The sequence below is a fragment of the Adhaeribacter soli genome (genome assembly GCF_008727925.1).
Lineage (GTDB): Bacteria > Bacteroidota > Bacteroidia > Cytophagales > Hymenobacteraceae > Adhaeribacter_A > Adhaeribacter_A soli.
The window spans coordinates 406,273-421,668 of the sequence record NZ_VTWT01000003.1; the positions used below are offsets into that span (position 1 = coordinate 406,273).

General features: G+C 45.2%; 10 protein-coding genes. 5 read left to right on the forward strand and 5 right to left on the reverse strand.

The annotated features are described in order from the left end of the window. Positions 1 to 69 precede the first annotated feature (69 nt). The gene (locus F0P94_RS07830; protein ID WP_150903320.1) at positions 70 to 1,374 is read right to left on the reverse strand and encodes a Fic family protein; all 1,305 of its coding nucleotides are present in this window, start codon (positions 1,372 to 1,374) and stop codon (positions 70 to 72) included. Positions 1,375 to 1,725: 351 nt separating this feature from the next. On the opposite strand from F0P94_RS07830, the gene F0P94_RS07835 reads away from it, so the two are divergent. The 5 genes from F0P94_RS07835 (at position 1,726) to F0P94_RS07855 (ending at position 11,104) form a co-directional block, all read left to right on the forward strand. After that, positions 1,726 to 4,164, forward strand: a complete 2,439-nt coding sequence (locus tag F0P94_RS07835; RefSeq protein ID WP_150903321.1) for an outer membrane beta-barrel family protein — start codon at positions 1,726 to 1,728, stop codon at positions 4,162 to 4,164. Between the two features lie 643 nt (positions 4,165 to 4,807). Next, positions 4,808 to 5,926: a three-Cys-motif partner protein TcmP gene (tcmP, locus tag F0P94_RS07840; RefSeq protein WP_150903322.1), complete on the forward strand. Its 1,119-nt coding sequence runs from the start codon at positions 4,808 to 4,810 to the stop codon at positions 5,924 to 5,926. Between the two features lie 274 nt (positions 5,927 to 6,200). Beyond that, a complete protein-coding gene (locus F0P94_RS07845; protein WP_225307150.1) occupies positions 6,201 to 8,492 on the forward strand; it encodes a TonB-dependent receptor in 2,292 nt (763 codons plus the stop codon). 86 nt (positions 8,493 to 8,578) lie between these two features. Then, on the forward strand, positions 8,579 to 10,405 hold the full coding sequence (locus F0P94_RS07850) for a TrkH family potassium uptake protein (RefSeq protein ID WP_150903323.1): 1,827 nt from the start codon (positions 8,579 to 8,581) through the stop codon (positions 10,403 to 10,405). Positions 10,406 to 10,417: 12 nt separating this feature from the next. Next, positions 10,418 to 11,104: a potassium channel family protein gene (locus tag F0P94_RS07855; RefSeq protein ID WP_150903324.1), complete on the forward strand. Its 687-nt coding sequence runs from the start codon at positions 10,418 to 10,420 to the stop codon at positions 11,102 to 11,104. A gap of 628 nt (positions 11,105 to 11,732) precedes the next feature. Here F0P94_RS07855 and F0P94_RS07860 read toward each other — a convergent pair. The 4 genes from F0P94_RS07860 to F0P94_RS07875 all read right to left on the reverse strand — a co-directional run bounded on the left by F0P94_RS07860 (position 11,733) and on the right by F0P94_RS07875 (position 15,387). Then, complete coding sequence (locus F0P94_RS07860; protein ID WP_191906966.1) at positions 11,733 to 12,683, reverse strand: S1/P1 Nuclease; 951 nt, start codon at positions 12,681 to 12,683, stop codon at positions 11,733 to 11,735. Positions 12,684 to 13,330: 647 nt separating this feature from the next. Further along, positions 13,331 to 13,777 (reverse strand): NAD(+)--rifampin ADP-ribosyltransferase, encoded by a 447-nt coding sequence (arr, locus tag F0P94_RS07865; RefSeq protein ID WP_150903325.1) that lies wholly within the window; start codon positions 13,775 to 13,777, stop codon positions 13,331 to 13,333. A 138-nt stretch (positions 13,778 to 13,915) separates the two neighbouring features. After that, complete coding sequence (locus tag F0P94_RS07870; protein WP_150903326.1) at positions 13,916 to 14,827, reverse strand: hypothetical protein; 912 nt, start codon at positions 14,825 to 14,827, stop codon at positions 13,916 to 13,918. Between the two features lie 89 nt (positions 14,828 to 14,916). Then, the gene (locus F0P94_RS07875; RefSeq protein ID WP_150903327.1) at positions 14,917 to 15,387 is read right to left on the reverse strand and encodes a hypothetical protein; all 471 of its coding nucleotides are present in this window, start codon (positions 15,385 to 15,387) and stop codon (positions 14,917 to 14,919) included. Positions 15,388 to 15,396: the final 9 nt, after the last annotated feature.

Below are 15,396 nucleotides of genomic sequence, written 5' to 3' on the forward strand. Positions count from 1 at the left end.
AGAAAAGGCAGCCGGAAGGCTGCCTTTTCTATTCAAATCGCTATCGTTAAGGTCCAATTAAAAACGATGTTAAAGCTTGTAACTTTTTAATACTTTATCAAAGCTCTTCGATTTAATAAAGCTCTGTTTTTTCTTATTGACTTGAATTACGTCTAGGAAGCCTAACTCAACGAGCATTTTAAGATCTGATCTGGCTGTAAAATTGGATATATTAAATCTGGTTTCAATTTCTTTCGAGTTTAATGCCCGGTCTGGATCGTCATGTAGGATTTTCAGGATCTGAGCCATCCGGTCATTTACCTGGGGGATCTTCATGAACTTGGCGGCCTGAAAAACTTCCCTTTGTTTTCGATTAATATATTCTTTTAAGGCTTCGTAAGCCTTTTCCATTGTGTTGATGTGGTAGGTAATAAAGTAGCTTAAATCATTATTATCTATTTCAGTATAAAGAAATGCTTTTTCATATTGAATTTTTGTATCCTTTATTATTCTGGAAATCGATAAGTATTCGGTTAGCCAATAGCCTTTTTTAAGCATATACCAATAAAATAGCGCTCTGGCAGTTCTCCCATTTCCATCGGTAAAGGGATGGATCCAGCCAACCATAAAATGGATAATGCAGCCTTTTATAATCGGATGGATAAAATTCTCTGAGTCATTGTTAAAAAAGAAGCAGAGGTCTTTAATTAATTCTTCTAATTCAGTTTGGTGAGGTGGGGTATGTACAATTTCGCTATCAATATGATTAACAACATGAACGTCATCATTATCTCTGAACCGGCCTTCATCTTCCGGGTCATCCAACGTTTTACTGGCTATTAATTTATGGATATAGAGAATTTTTTCCGGTGATATCTCTTCGTTTTTGAGCTGAATAATATGTTTCATGGTTGTAAAATTATTCATGATCATTTGTTCAGATTTATTTCTGGGCTTTTGCTCCTGTTGGATCATCTCCTTCGCTTTTTTCCGGGTAGTATTGGCTCCTTCCATCTGACTACTGGAAATAGCTTCTTCCATAATGGAGCTTATTATAAACTTCGTTTTGTCAGTTTCGGCAATTCCGATATTACTGCCTAAAGTGCCGCCAATATGCATATCGAATTGGTGCAAGGCTCGTTGCATAAAATCGGTTATTACAAAATTGAAGGTAAAGTTGCCGAACTTTATTCTATCGGTTTTAAGGAATCGTTGAAACTTCACGGCGCTCCAGAGTTCTTCTGGAGTATAATCTTTGCCTTTGGACTTGTATTTTATTTTATCCCAATATAGGTAGCTGTCCTGAATAGGTTTCAAAGTCCCATCAAGTTGAAGTTTTACCATTAAGGATAAAATATTGTCGTTTTGTTTTGGCTTGGGCGCTTGTTCAATCATTTACATGGCATTTTGACAAGATTAGGTAAAAATTGCGAGATTATCGCAGAATCTCGCAATTTTAACAATCACAGTTCAGTGCATTGAAATAATTTTCCCTGTAGGTTTTGATCTTTCGAAGGAGAACTTCAAGCAGCGGCTTGGCTAAAGCCATTCTCTAGCGCCATTTCAAGGATGTCCATACCGTTCGGACACGGACATGTAATAAAATCGCACTGTTCGAAAGCGAACATTTTAGAAAATCCATCTTTTTGTAATTTATTGAAATTCAGGTTTATGCAAACGCTATAAGATTCTGGCACAAAAGTAGAATACCGGCTGGCAAAATAATCACCCGCTAAATTCTACCTTATGAAAAACAGCTTCCTGTTGTTGTTCGTCTTAATACTTAACATATTTTCGCCGGTATTTGCCCAGGAAACCGGTATGCTGAAAGGCGTTTTAAAAGACAATAAAGGCGCGCCGGTTGGGTTTGCCAACGTGGCCCTGGTGCAGAAAGAAACCGGCACCGTGAAGACCGGAACCACGGCCGATGAAAAAGGAAATTTTCAGCTGAAAGCTCCGGTGCCGGGCACGTACTTTTTGCGCTGCACTTTTCTGGGTTTTCAGCATACCGAATCGGAAAGCTTTCAGGTAACGAATGAAAGTTTCAGCAAGGATTTTGGCGTACTGGTGCTGCAGGAAGAGGTTACCAACCTGAAAGAAGTAACCGTGCAAACCATGCGGCCTACTATTACTAACCACCCGGATAAAATGGTGATGAGCGTGGAAGGTACTGCCATGGCAGCCGGCAGCAGCGCTTATGATATCCTGACGAAAGCGCCCGGTGTTTGGCTTGATCAGGACGGTAACATTCAGCTGAACGGCAAGTCTGGGGTACGCGTAATGATTGACGGCAAACTGACCTACCTGAGCGGTAAAGAACTGCAAACGTTTCTGTCTGGGATGTCGGCGGATAATATTAAGGATCTGGAAATTATTACCAACCCTTCGGCTAAATACGATGCGGAAGGTTCGGCCGGCATCATTAACCTGAACCTGAAAAAGAACAGCTTATCGGGTTTTAACGGCAGCGTATATGCGGGTTATCAGTACAATACCATTCATGGGTATTCCAACGGCGGCAACCTGAACTATAAGAAAGGCAAATGGAGTTCTACGGCTATGCTGGATGTTTCGAGAAGGGCCCGGGTACGGACCAACACCATGGACCGGGCTTTTAACGAAGCCGGAAACATTACCACCTTAACCCAGAAAGGCCGCGAAAACGGCGCTACGTTTGTACCGAATTTGCGCCTGAGCACCGATTACGAATTGTCTTCAAAGCACAGTATCGGGATAATGGCCAACCTGACGTACCAGAACCAGGAAACGGATTTCGATACGGATTCCTACCTGCGCACCGGCAACCCGGAAAACGACCTGTTCATTCAGGCCCGCAATTATACCCAGCGGAATTTCGGCAACGGTACCTTCAACCTGCATTACAGCGGCAAACCCGATACCCTGGGAAGCACGCTTTCCGTTGACCTAGATTATGCCGATCTGCTTTTCAAAGGCAAAGGCGATTTCCGGAATTATTCCCGGCCTGCCGATCTTTCCCAACCGGCTTCTTTAGACCAGTTGGGCAGCGATAATCCTTCCGGTTACCGCATCTGGTCGGCTAAAACCGATTATGCGCGTCCGGTATTTACGAGCGGGAAACTGGAACTGGGAGCGAAGGCCAGCCACGTGGTTTCGGATAACGATCTGCAGTTTTTCTTTGTGCGCGAAAACCAGAAAATAGCCGATCCGTTGCGGAGCAGCCACTTTATTTACACCGAGAATATTTATGCGGCTTATGCGAACTTCAGTACCGCGCTGTCGGAAAAGATTCAGGTGCAGGGGGGCTTGCGCGCCGAACAAACCGTAGCCGAAGGGCATTCCGTTACCTTAAACGATACGAGAAATCGAGAGTATTTCGGGTTGTTTCCGAGCATATTTGTGCAGCAAAAGGTTAGCAAAAATTACCAGCTGAATTACAATTTCAGCCGTCGCCTGGACCGCCCCGGCTACAACAACCTGAACCCGTTTATTTTCTACCTCGATCCGTACAGTTGGGCCAAAGGCAACCCCGACCTGAAACCGCAATACACCAATTCGTTTCAGCTTACGCAAACCTACAAAGATGCCTATACGCTGATTCTGGGCTATGCCAACACGGCTGGTTTTATGGCCGAAATTCCGACGCAAAACAATCAGAACAAGACCACTGAATTCCAGACCCGCAACGTGGATAATTTTGAAAGCGTGAACGCCAATCTGGTGCTACCCGTAAAAATTCTGCCGAAGTGGGAGGTAAGCAATAACCTGAGCCTGGAATACCAGAACTACACCATGTACCTGGCCGATAAACATCGTCGCAACGAGCAGGTCTTCTTCTTTGCCCAGTCGAACCACAACCTGCAGCTGCCGAAGGATATCCGGATGGAGGTGAATGCCGGTTACCAGGGACCTTCGGCTTACGGCTTATACAAAATTGACCAGAACTGGTGGGTAGATGCCGGTTTTAAACGTGCCTTCCTGAATAACCAGCTGGACCTTTCGGTAAACGTAACCGATATTTTCAAAACCCGAAGGGTAATTGGCGCGGCTAATTTCGACGGCAACATCAACGAATTCGATCAGTATTTCGGCATGCAAAGCTTCCGGATAAACCTGCGTTACCGCTTCAGCCGCGGCGAAAAATTCGAACTGAAACGGAGGAATACTAACCTGGAAGAATTACGTCGCGCCGGTTCGGGAAGTTGATCTGACCGCTTTTGGGAAGCGGACTTTTTCGGTAAAATGATAGCGTTTGGAGTTGGAATAAAAAAAGGTAGCTGAATGGCTGCCTTTTTTTTATTGTATGTTTAAGGTTTGATTAAAGTAGTTTAATAGAATCTCAAGCTTAATTACTAATAATGATTCAGATTAATAAGTTAAAAGTAATTACTGGGGTAATAACTTTTATTTACAGCTTCTTTCCAGCTATTCAAGACAAAGTATTTTATAATTCTTCTGGTAGCCTTTCTGATAGATTTAATGATTATTATTTATTTTTTATATCCACTTCAGTTTATGGATTGATGCAAATGGTTTATACAAATTCAATCACTGTATACATTGTACAGGTAATATTATGGTTAATACTGTGGTCCTTTTTCTATTTTGTGTTTCGTTTATTTAAATAACTCCGCTGTTTGTAGTCTTGCGAAGGAGGACTGCAAACTTTAAATGAACCAGGAAGTCTCTGACTTCCCTACGCTTCCACGAACTTTCCAAAAATGCTTGTCCGCGTAGAGTAGCGCCGTCGGAGATGGCTTTCTTCATTCTTACTTTGCAGTCCTCCTTCGCAAGACTACAAACAGCAGAAAGTTAATTCTTTTAAGCGTAATTTTGCACCACCAAGATTATGCTTTCCCCTTCACCCGATTTCTTCCAGACCAAACGCGGCCTTTCCGACATAAAAGCGGAACTGTTGCCGGCGTATTTTAAGGTTTGGGCAGAAACAGCAGCTTCGGAGGAATTGGTATTAGCTGATCTGAATGCCGGAAACGGTTTGGAAGCGAACGGCGAAAAAGCAGTTGCTTTAAAAATTCAGGAAGCTGAAAACGCTACGGAAAACGAAGAAAAAAACCTGAACCTCTTTCTGAGTGATGCTTCCAAAGCCAACCTCGAAAAGCTGAAGCAAAGCTTGCAGCATGCAACAGAAGAAGGGGAAGATGAACCGCGGCTGCCGGAAAACACCTTTTTGCTGAACGAGCCGGAAGCCCGGGAAATGCTAGCGGAAACGCTAAAAAAAGTGCCGGGATTAGTGGCAGCCGATCCATTCAGTTATGCTTTGGGGGAGGAAATAATTGCGAACGTTATTCAGAATTCCAGCGCCGATCTGTTCCTGCTTTTCGATTTTAAGAAACTGGAAAAAGCTTTTTTAGCCGAAAACCCTACCGGTTTCTTAACCCACCTTTTCGGCGAAGCACTACCGGAGAGCAAACCAAAATACCAGTTACAGAAAAGCCCGAAGTTGCGCGAACAGTTCTTGCTGGAACACCTGGAAAGTGCCTTCCGGAAAATAGGTTTTTATCCGCTTAGTTTCAAAATAAACCCGCCGGGGAAAAGCGGTAATACTGTTTATTTACTGCTGATCAGTCGGAGTCCGGAAAATTATTTTAGGGCGAAGGAATGGCTGCAAACGTTTTCGGAAAAGCAGGAAGACGGCGTGCCGCTGTTTGGCGTGAACCTGAATTACCAACCCGCTGCTATTCCCGGTTTTTCCGATTTCCTGAACAAGTACAGCCTGGAAAGTCTGACGCAGGAACTGGCCAAACGCAAAAGTGATTTTCATTACAAGACCATCCGGGAAGTTTACGAAAGTCACAGCTGTGGCACGAATTACGGTATAGCGAATTACCTCTCCGCCTTCCGGCAACTATACAAAGCTGAAAAAGTAAACCTGGTGGATGCCAGCAATAAAAAAGTCACGAAAGTTACGCCGGAAGCCGTGGTTTTTTACCGGTTGCATAGCAAGTAATTCAACAATACTCCCTGGAGGAAGCAGGTTTTTTTTGCAAATTCTTATTTCATTGCCGTCTCTTTAGCTGACGGTTGCATAAGGCTATAATTCCGGCTTTAGCCAAACATTCCCATGTGCTTAATCCAGAACAGCCCTGAAATTTAGGCTAAAGCCAAAACGCATTTTTTTCTTTTCCGTCAGCTAAAGCAGACGGCAATGAAATTCCCCAGGAGTTTAGAGATTTCATTAAAACATCAGCTTAAACCCAAACCTCTTGCCGTAAAAGGTGCGTATGCAGGGCAAACCTATCCGGATGAAATATTCGCTGTTTTTTCTGCTGCTTTTATTACCGTTTCTGACCCTGGCGCAGGGGCAGCTGCAAGGCAAAATTACCGATGCGCAAACCCGGCAGCCTTTAGCCGGTGCGGCGATAGGAATAATGGGCGCTGCCACCGGAACCCTCAGCGATGCGAACGGTAATTTTACCCTGGGTTTTTCCGGCCCAACCGATAGCATTCTGGTTAGCCTGGTGGGTTATAAAACGCAGCGCCTGCCGGTTTCGGGCAACTTTCTGCAAATCTGGTTGGAGCCGCTTACCAGAACCCTGCCGGAAGTAGTGGTGCGTGGCTACGAAACCAATCAGCCTTTGCTGAAAACGGCCGGCAGTATTGGTTTGCTTACGCTACGGGAATTGCAGCGCTTTAACGAAAACTCGCTGGTGCCGGCGCTCAATACGTTGCCGGGTGTGCGGATGGAAGAACGCGCTACGGCCAGTTACCGCATTTCTATCCGGGGAAGTAGTTTGCGGGCGCCGTTCGGCGTGCGGAACGTAAAAATTTACCTGAACGACATTCCCCTGGTAGAAGCGAACGGGACCTTGCCTTTAAATTTGATTGATGCTGCTACCATTGGAAGAGTGGAAGTGCTGAAAGGTCCCGCGGGCAGCGTGTACGGTGCGGGAACCGGCGGCACTATTTTGCTCGAAACCGTAAAGCCAGAGTTAAACGAAAGCAGCGTTTCTTTGCAGGGAATGGCGGGGTCTTTGGGCTTGCAGAAATATGTGGTAACGGCTTCGGCAGGAATGGAAAAAGGGGGGCTGCTGGTGCGCTACGACAAGCAGATACTGGATGGTTACCGCGAGCAAAGCGCCATGAACCGCGAGGTGGTTTTACTTTCCGGCAACCTTCGGCCCACCGAAAAACAGACCTTCAGCTTTCACACTTATTATTCCAAACTGTATTACGAACTGCCGGGCGCTTTAACCAATGAACAATTCAATGAAAATCCGCGACAGGCAAGAGAACTGAACAAAGACCAGCATGCTTCTATAAACCTAAACGGGCTCAATATTGGCCTGAGTCATCAGTATACGTTCAACCAGAACTGGAGCAACAGCACGTCGGTTTTTGGCGTGTTCAGTTTTCTTGATCATCCGTTCACCACCGATTACGAACGCAATACGAACCAGGCTTTCGGCGGAAGAACCAAAACGACGTACCAGACCAGTTTCGGTAGTATCAATACCCGGTTCAGTTTGGGCGGAGAGGCGCAGCGCAGTTTCGTGAATTCCCGGCACTACCAGAACCAGAAAGGCGCAGCCGGTAACCTGAATTTTGATGATGAAGTTACCGCGCAGCAGGGCTTTGTTTTTGCCCAAACCGATGCTGATCTTCCCTGGGAATTTACGGCAACGTTGGGCGGCAGCGTTTCGGCTTTGCAGTATGAATTAAACCGGCTTTCGGATGTCACGCAAACGAATATCGGGAAACAGGAGCGCAGTTTCGAGCCGCAGTTTTCGCCGCGTATTGCGTTGGTGAAACTGCTTTCGGAAAAAGTGGCGATGCACGGCAGCATCAGCAGCGGCTTTTCGCCGCCAACTGAGGCAGAAATCAGGCCTTCGGACGGCAGTTTTAATACCCGATTGCAACCCGAACGCGGCACGAATTACGAGCTTGGTTTCCGGGGAAGCGCTTTAAAAGATAAATTGGTTTTCGATGTGGCGGGGTTCTGGTTCCTGTTGCAGGAAACCATTGTAAGCCGGACTACCGGAAATGGCACGGTCGTTTTTCAGAATGCCGGCGCTACAAAACAGCAGGGGTTGGAAACCAGCCTGAGCTATGAAATCCTGAACGATAAAAACCGCGCTGTTTCCGGGCTGAAGATCTGGAGCAATGCAGCGCTGAATCATTTCCGGTTTCAGAATTATAAACAAAACGATACCGATTATTCCGACAACAAACTTGCCGGCACGCCCGCTCAAACGGTAACTGCCGGCCTCGATCTGGAAACGCGCGCGGGTTTTTACCTGCATATCACTACCAATTTCACCTCGGAAATTCCGCTCAACGATGCCAATACGGTTTACGCGGACAGCTATTTTGTAGCCGGAGCCAGAACCGGTTTCAGGAAGACCATATTCCAGCAGCTGCAGGCGGAAATTTACGGGGGCGTGGAAAATGCCACGGATAAAAAATACAGCCTGGGCAACGATCTGAACGGGTTTGGTAACCGGTATTTCAATGCCGCGCCCGGCCGTAATTTTTACGGAGGCCTGCAACTGCAGTGGGTTTTTAAAAGTAACTGAACTGCCTGTTCCAGGCCGAAGCTGATTTAAATTGCTTTGCGTATCTTCGCTTTTTCCGATGAAATTGTTAGCGTTTTTACCTGTTTATGCCGCTTAACCCGAATTTTCGCCAAAAATACGAATCGTTGAAACGGATGCGGAAGCGGGTGCTCAATGTTGCCGGCTACGCATTTTTCTTCCTAAGCCTGCTTTCCTTCATTCTCATGCTCTACGACCTTGGTTTTGAGTATGATGCTGAAACCGAGAAGGCCATTCATCACCTGAACTCTTATTTGCTGGTTATCTTCTTTGTGGCGCTGCTTAACCGGTTTCTGGCCATTGTGATCTGGAAAGCCCGGAAAAGTAAAAGCCGCCTGACAGAAACGGCCGTGCTGCTCTTTTTTGTGGTGGCGCTCAGCATGCGGTTCTTTATGCGGAGCGAAGAACTTGCGGCTATACCCTGGATCCGGTTTTTTAACGGGTCTACCTTTACCTACATGGTTTTTGTGTACGTGTTTTTGCTCGAAATTTCGCGCCGCACGTTCAAGATCTATCATTCCCGGTTCAGTCCGGCCCTGCTTTTTATTTACTCCTTCCTGATCCTGATCTTTAGCGGGGCAGGTTTGTTGCTGCTGCCGAAAGCCTCTTACCAGGGCATTGGCGTGGAAGATGCCTTGTTTACTGCTACCAGTGCAGTGTGCATAACCGGACTTTCGGTAGTGGATGTGGCTTCTACCTTTACGCCTTTCGGCAAGAAGATCCTGCTCATGCTTATTCAGTTGGGCGGCTTGGGAGTAATGACGTTCACTAGCTTTTTTGCATTGTTGTTTCAAAAAAACTCCTCGTTTCAGAACCAGCTCTTTATGCAAAACCTTGTAAACGAAGACAAAATCGGCGAAACTTTCCGGACGATCATGAAGATTGTGATTGTCACCCTTTCCCTGGAAGCCATAGGTGCGGTTTTCCTTTTCAGTAATTTAGATCCGGAAATGTTTGATGGTGACTTAATGCAGCAGGCGGGCTTTGCAGCCTTTCATGCTGTTTCCGCCTTTTGTAACGCAGGTTTTAGTTTATTTACGGATGGTCTCTACGACGTCAGATTGCGCTATAATTATAACTTTCAACTTGTAATTGCTGCACTTATCATATTGGGGGGGCTGGGCTTTCCAATTATGTTTAACTTTTATAGATACTTAAAAGATAAATTTCTGAATTTGTTTTATCGTTTTTTTAGCAAACATCAATACAAACATACACCTCGGCTGTTACAGCTCAATTCTAAAATTGTATTAACTACCTCTGCTTTTTTACTAATTATAGGTTGTGTTTTATTCTCCATTACTGAATACAACTATTCCTTAAAGGAACATTCAGGTTTCGGTAAACTGGTAACAGCATTTTTTGGTTCAGTTACCCCGCGTACAGCCGGGTTCAATACCGTAAACATGGCCACCCTGGCGCCAACCACCATTCTGTTCTACCTGCTCCTGATGTGGATTGGGGCTGCTCCGGCATCTACCGGCGGCGGTATAAAAGTCACCACGTTTGCGGTGGCTTTCCTCAACATTCTCAGCATTGCCAAAGGCCGCGACCGTCTGGAAATCATGAACCGGGAAATACCGACCGAATCGTTGAAGCGCGCTTTCGGGGTTATGTTTCTTTCGTTCATGATCATTGGAACGGATGTTTTTCTGATCATGCTTTTCGATCCGGGGCACGACCTTATCCGGGTGGCGTTCGAGGTTTTCTCGGCTTTTGGCACGGTAGGGCTAAGTCTGAATTTAACGCCGGATCTGAACTCGTTCAGCAAAGCCATAATTATGCTTACCATGTTCCTGGGCCGGGTGGGGATCATTACTTTCGTAATCGGGTTTGTAACCAGCCACCAAACCAAACGGTACCAGTATCCGGCCGAAAACATTATTATCAGCTAAACAAAAAACAAGATGCAGTACATCATTATCGGGTTAGGGAATTTCGGTTCTACGCTGGGCATACAGCTTACCGCCATGGGCCACGAAGTAATTGCCGTAGACAACAGCATGGAGAAAGTGGATGCGTTTAAAGGCGAAATTACCCATACCATTTGCCTCGATGCCACCGAACTGCCGGCGCTTAAAACCCTGCCCCTCAACGATACGGATGTGGTGGTGATTGGTATCGGCGAACATTTCGGGGCCTCGGTTATGACTACGGCCTTGTTCAAACAGCTGAACGCCAAACGCATCATTGCCCGCGCCATTTCGCCTATTCATCAGAAAGTGCTGGAAGCCTTGGGCGTAGACCAGATCATCCGGCCGGAGCAGGAAAGCGCCGAGCGACTGGCCAAAAAACTGGAACTGAAAGGCGTGATCGATTCTTTCGGGCTGTCGGATGATTACAACATTGTGGAAGCCCTGGCGCCGGCGCGGTACGTGGGCCAAAGCATCCGGGAAGCCAATATCCGCAACGAGTACAACGTGAACGTACTTACCATTCTTCGCCCGAACCAGAGCCGTAAATTCTGGAGCACCACTTCGCCGAGCAAAACCGTTATCGGGGTGGTTTCCGCCGAAACCGTGATCGAAGCCGGCGACGTACTGGTGCTTTACGGCTTAATTAAAGACATTGAACGCCTGCTGCACGCGGAATAGAAAGGAATTAAACGGTACATTTTCAGCCGAAAAACCGGGACTTCAAGTTGAAATTGCAACAAGGACTTCCGGGCAGGGCTATTTCATTCTGGAGATTTTCCAAAACTTTCCCGGAACAACCGTTTAAGCACGCATATTGGATAAAGTCCCCCTTTGGAGGGGTAGGGGGAGGTTCACGCATTCCTGATAAAAAAAACAAATTCTGTAAAATCCTCCCTACCCCTTCTGTATCCGCCGGCTGTCTCCTGACCTAGGGTATACACATCTTTAAGTAGGGGAAACTATTAAATATTACGTACCTCCCGGCCTGTCCCCTGACAGGCCGGACTATCGCCGCTCCATTCAGGTAGCCCAACCCACCAGACATTTTACCTTTATTAACCGCATTATTGAAGCTTCTGCATAATACTCATTGCTGTAGTGCTTCCGGCCTGTCGGGGGACAGGCCGGGGTAGAAGTAGCCTTTCTTGAGGCTATCGTCTCACTGAAGTTATAAACTTCAGATCATTAATAGGTTCAGGTTACCGCTTCGCTCAAACCTGAACCAGCTAACGTGAAAATGAATCTAAAGGGAGACTTTTCACCTGCCTGCGGAATGTCAGCAATAAGCGTCAGGGGGCAGAAAGCCTTAATGCGTACAGCCGTAGTGCCCGGAAAAATCGGCAGGAGGTAAGTAGGCTTCGGGGCGCACCGGAATTATTTTCTGCAGATCCTGCTTTTCTTCTTCTTTCATTTTCAGCAGCTCCTGTTCTGAAATTCCCGCCAGTTTGTTCAGGTCGGGCTGACCGGCATCTACCCAGCAGGTGTACCAGTAGCTGCCCACCAGGGCAATGGCGTAGCGCATCTGGCGTTCTACCTGGCCGTTCAGTTTGCGGTGGTAGTCTTCGCAAAAATCGCGGGAATAAACGCGGGTGTTTACGCCGCCGCGTTCCTCAAAACTGTATTTGCGGTCATCGTCGAACTCGGAGGTTACTTTTTTCTCGAAACTCAATACCGAATCTAAAGCTAAATGGGAACGGGTAACGGCCGCCCAGGCGCGCAATTGCGGGTTTTGAATATAGGTGGCGCGGCCGACAAAGAAATCGTAATTGCCGGCTAATAATTCCGGCAGACGGCTTTCCCAGAGCGCATGAATGCCGCGCTGGCCGGTAAGCTGACCGTTGTAGTTTTCGGTGGTATGCAGGGGCACACAGGCATCGGCAATGTAGTGGCCCATTTCGCTCGAAAGGCGGAGAATGCGGTCGGTATCGCGGGCTTTAAAGGCCTCGGTGAGCTGGTACTTCATTAGGTTGACGTGCCAGGGCACAATGCCGTACGCCATTAAAGTATCTTCGGTGTAGCGGGCCACGGCCTCTTTCCAGTATCGAGGCATTTTATACAGCGCGCTGTCGCCGTACACATCAATGTCGATGTAATGCTTCGGGGCTTCGCCGGGAACCATGGTGCGGCGGCTGTCGGGCTTGGTAGAGGTTTCGGTAATGTAAACGATGTGCTTTTTATAGAACCCGATCATTTCCGGGGGCAGGGTAAACACTGCCAGCCTGTCGATGCGCTGGTGCGCCCAAAAACCCCAGGCCATACTTTTTTGGGGCAAAAGCATAGCGATTAAGAGCAGGAAAGATACAAACCGTTTCATGCTGTTAAAATACAAAACATATTCTGAATTGTAAAGAGTAGTTCGGGGATTGGTTGATTTTTAGGGCTTTAATTGCTGCCGGCGGTTCGGGAATTGCCGAAGGCAGGCTGTATCAGCACCAACGTGTATTGCCCGGGCCAATGTTGAATTACTTTCGACGGCCGCGCTTTTGCAATGGTTTATTAGTGGCTCGTGAATCCTTACTGGACTGATGAGAGGCATTCTTAAGGGTTCAGTTAGGGCTCGCTGCACTTCTTTATCTGTTGCCTGATCCGTTAGATTTTGTTCATTAAACTTACTTATTAATGTTGCGCAAGTTTTTTGAAGTCCCCCTCCAAAGGCAGGGCCATTTCATTCTAGAAAAAAACCTGTTTGCTCTTCCGGATTTATAAATCCGGAAGTAACCTGATAGGGGTCTATTGACCCCAGTGTGCCATTTTAAAGCCTAAACACGGGGATTAATAAATCCCCGACAGGTGGTTTTCGGATAAAAATATCCGAAAAAGCATTTCTTAGACCAGCAATTCTGAGAATGAAACGACCCTACCTCCAAAGGGGGACTTTTATCCTTAATGCGTGATGTCAGTTTCTTATTCATTTAAGGACTTAATGCCTTGTTCCTGCAGTTTGGCTAATCCGTCTTTCATGGCTTTTACCTTTTCGGGCGGGTGGGGCTGCCAGCTTATAACTTCGCCAACTACTCTGAACGGATGTTGCGAACGGTAAGATCTGGTTGGGTTACCCGGAAATTTCTTGTCAGTCAGATCGGGGTCGTCTTCGATTGGCCCGGTCGGTTCTACTAAATAAATTCTTTCCCTTTCATCGCCAAAGGCCAGTTCAGCACCCCAGATAGCGGCATCCAGTGTGGCTGTAAGGAAGATATACCTTGCATTTTTTCTTTCCCCGTAGTTTGAGTTAAAACCGACTTCAATAATATCTCCGGGCTTTAAATCAGCCTTCGTGCCGTGAAAGTAAGTCTGGGCAAAAGGGGTAGGGCTTTGGCTATTCGATTTGCTCTCGGCTTGGTTCTTTTCCATTGGCGAAATTTAGGATGAATGGTTTTTCGGTTTTGTGGGTGGTTTGTTGTGTGGTAATTGTTAACGGACTGGGCTATGCGATGGCGAAGCTGACGTATAGGTGTGGTTAGCACTATTTATTTTTAATCTCCATAATATTTATTGAGTTCGAATAAAAGTAATCTCCCCTGTTTTTGAAACATTTACAGTATAATAATTTAAAGTCATTGTATCAATTTCAAACCCTCCAAATTCATAAATTAGAATTTGACCATCAGGTTTTATGTAAAAAAATCTTGAAATCCAAGAATAGTCAGCCTCACGTTCTAAATACACATTTAAAACTTTGGCTTCTCTTGTTTTAGGATCAACAAATACTAAATTTCCGACTCCAGTAAAGATTACTACAGACTCTTCTCCCTTATATTTGTAATTATTGAAAGGGTTATCGGAAAAATAATAACATTCATATGGGCCTATATTTGGAAGCCGCAGCTTATAATTATTATGAGTGTTTAGAATAGATGTGTATAATTCTAGATGCCATGAATATGGCAATTGTAAATATGCCAGTTTAGATATCTTGGGCGGAGTAATAACGACTTTACTATTAGCAACTTTCTGATAGTAGTCCCTAACTTTATCTAATAAGTCTCCATTAGGGTTAGGCACATTTGGTTTCTCATGCGGAAATTCCCAACCAGATGGGAATTTATAAGTAACTAAAATTTTTGAACCATAAGGAAAGCCGGCATTAATGGATTTACCACCAGTTGCATTTTTAAAGCTGCTGGAATCTTTAATTATATTAATAACCTGCAATACATACTTCTTCCCAATAGTTATAGTGTCCCTAGCATTCTTAGGCCATTCCCTTATCTCTTCATTATTATTTCCAAGGCTGTCAATTTTCTCCTGAGTTGACTTAAGATTTGTTATCGATTTATTATTTTCTTCCGGCAGCTTTTTTAACTCTGAGACGCTATCAGATTTTCCTTCTTTTTTAGTTTCAGATGAATTACAACCTAAAACTGGAAGAATAACTAAACCAATAAAGGACCAAATTTTCATCAACTTAGCTTTCTTATAATTTAATTTACCCCAACGGCTGGGCTAAAAAGCGTTTTAATGATTTTTAGCTTTTGTTGTGGGAAGCCATTTTAAACTATTATTCCAGCATTCTTAAATTCAGCTTCCACTTTTTTTATTACTTCCTCAACTACCTTTGTTTCTACACTTTCTTGTTGAACTTCTTTAGAGTAGGATTTTAAATCATTGAAGAAACTGTCTTGTTCTAATTTCCAAAGAAGGTAAGTTCTATTTTCTCTCTGGTAACTAAAAATCACGAAGTCGTCTATAAAAGTTGTTGAGGAAACTCGGTGAACCCAATCCTCGCTTTTCTTTAACCTTTCAAAAAGCTGGTTTTTATTTAATTCAGCAATTCCATTATTTAAAATTGGCTTTTTAAATTCATATAGGGTTCTAAGTAGGTAGCCATTCAAGTAAATCAAATCTTCGCTTGTACCTATGAATTTTCCCCTAACCCATATTTTACCAAAGCCCATTTCTTTGGGGTAATTTTCTGCAAAGCTAAACTCAACAGCGAAGTTATTTATATCACCTATTATCATTCATTACTT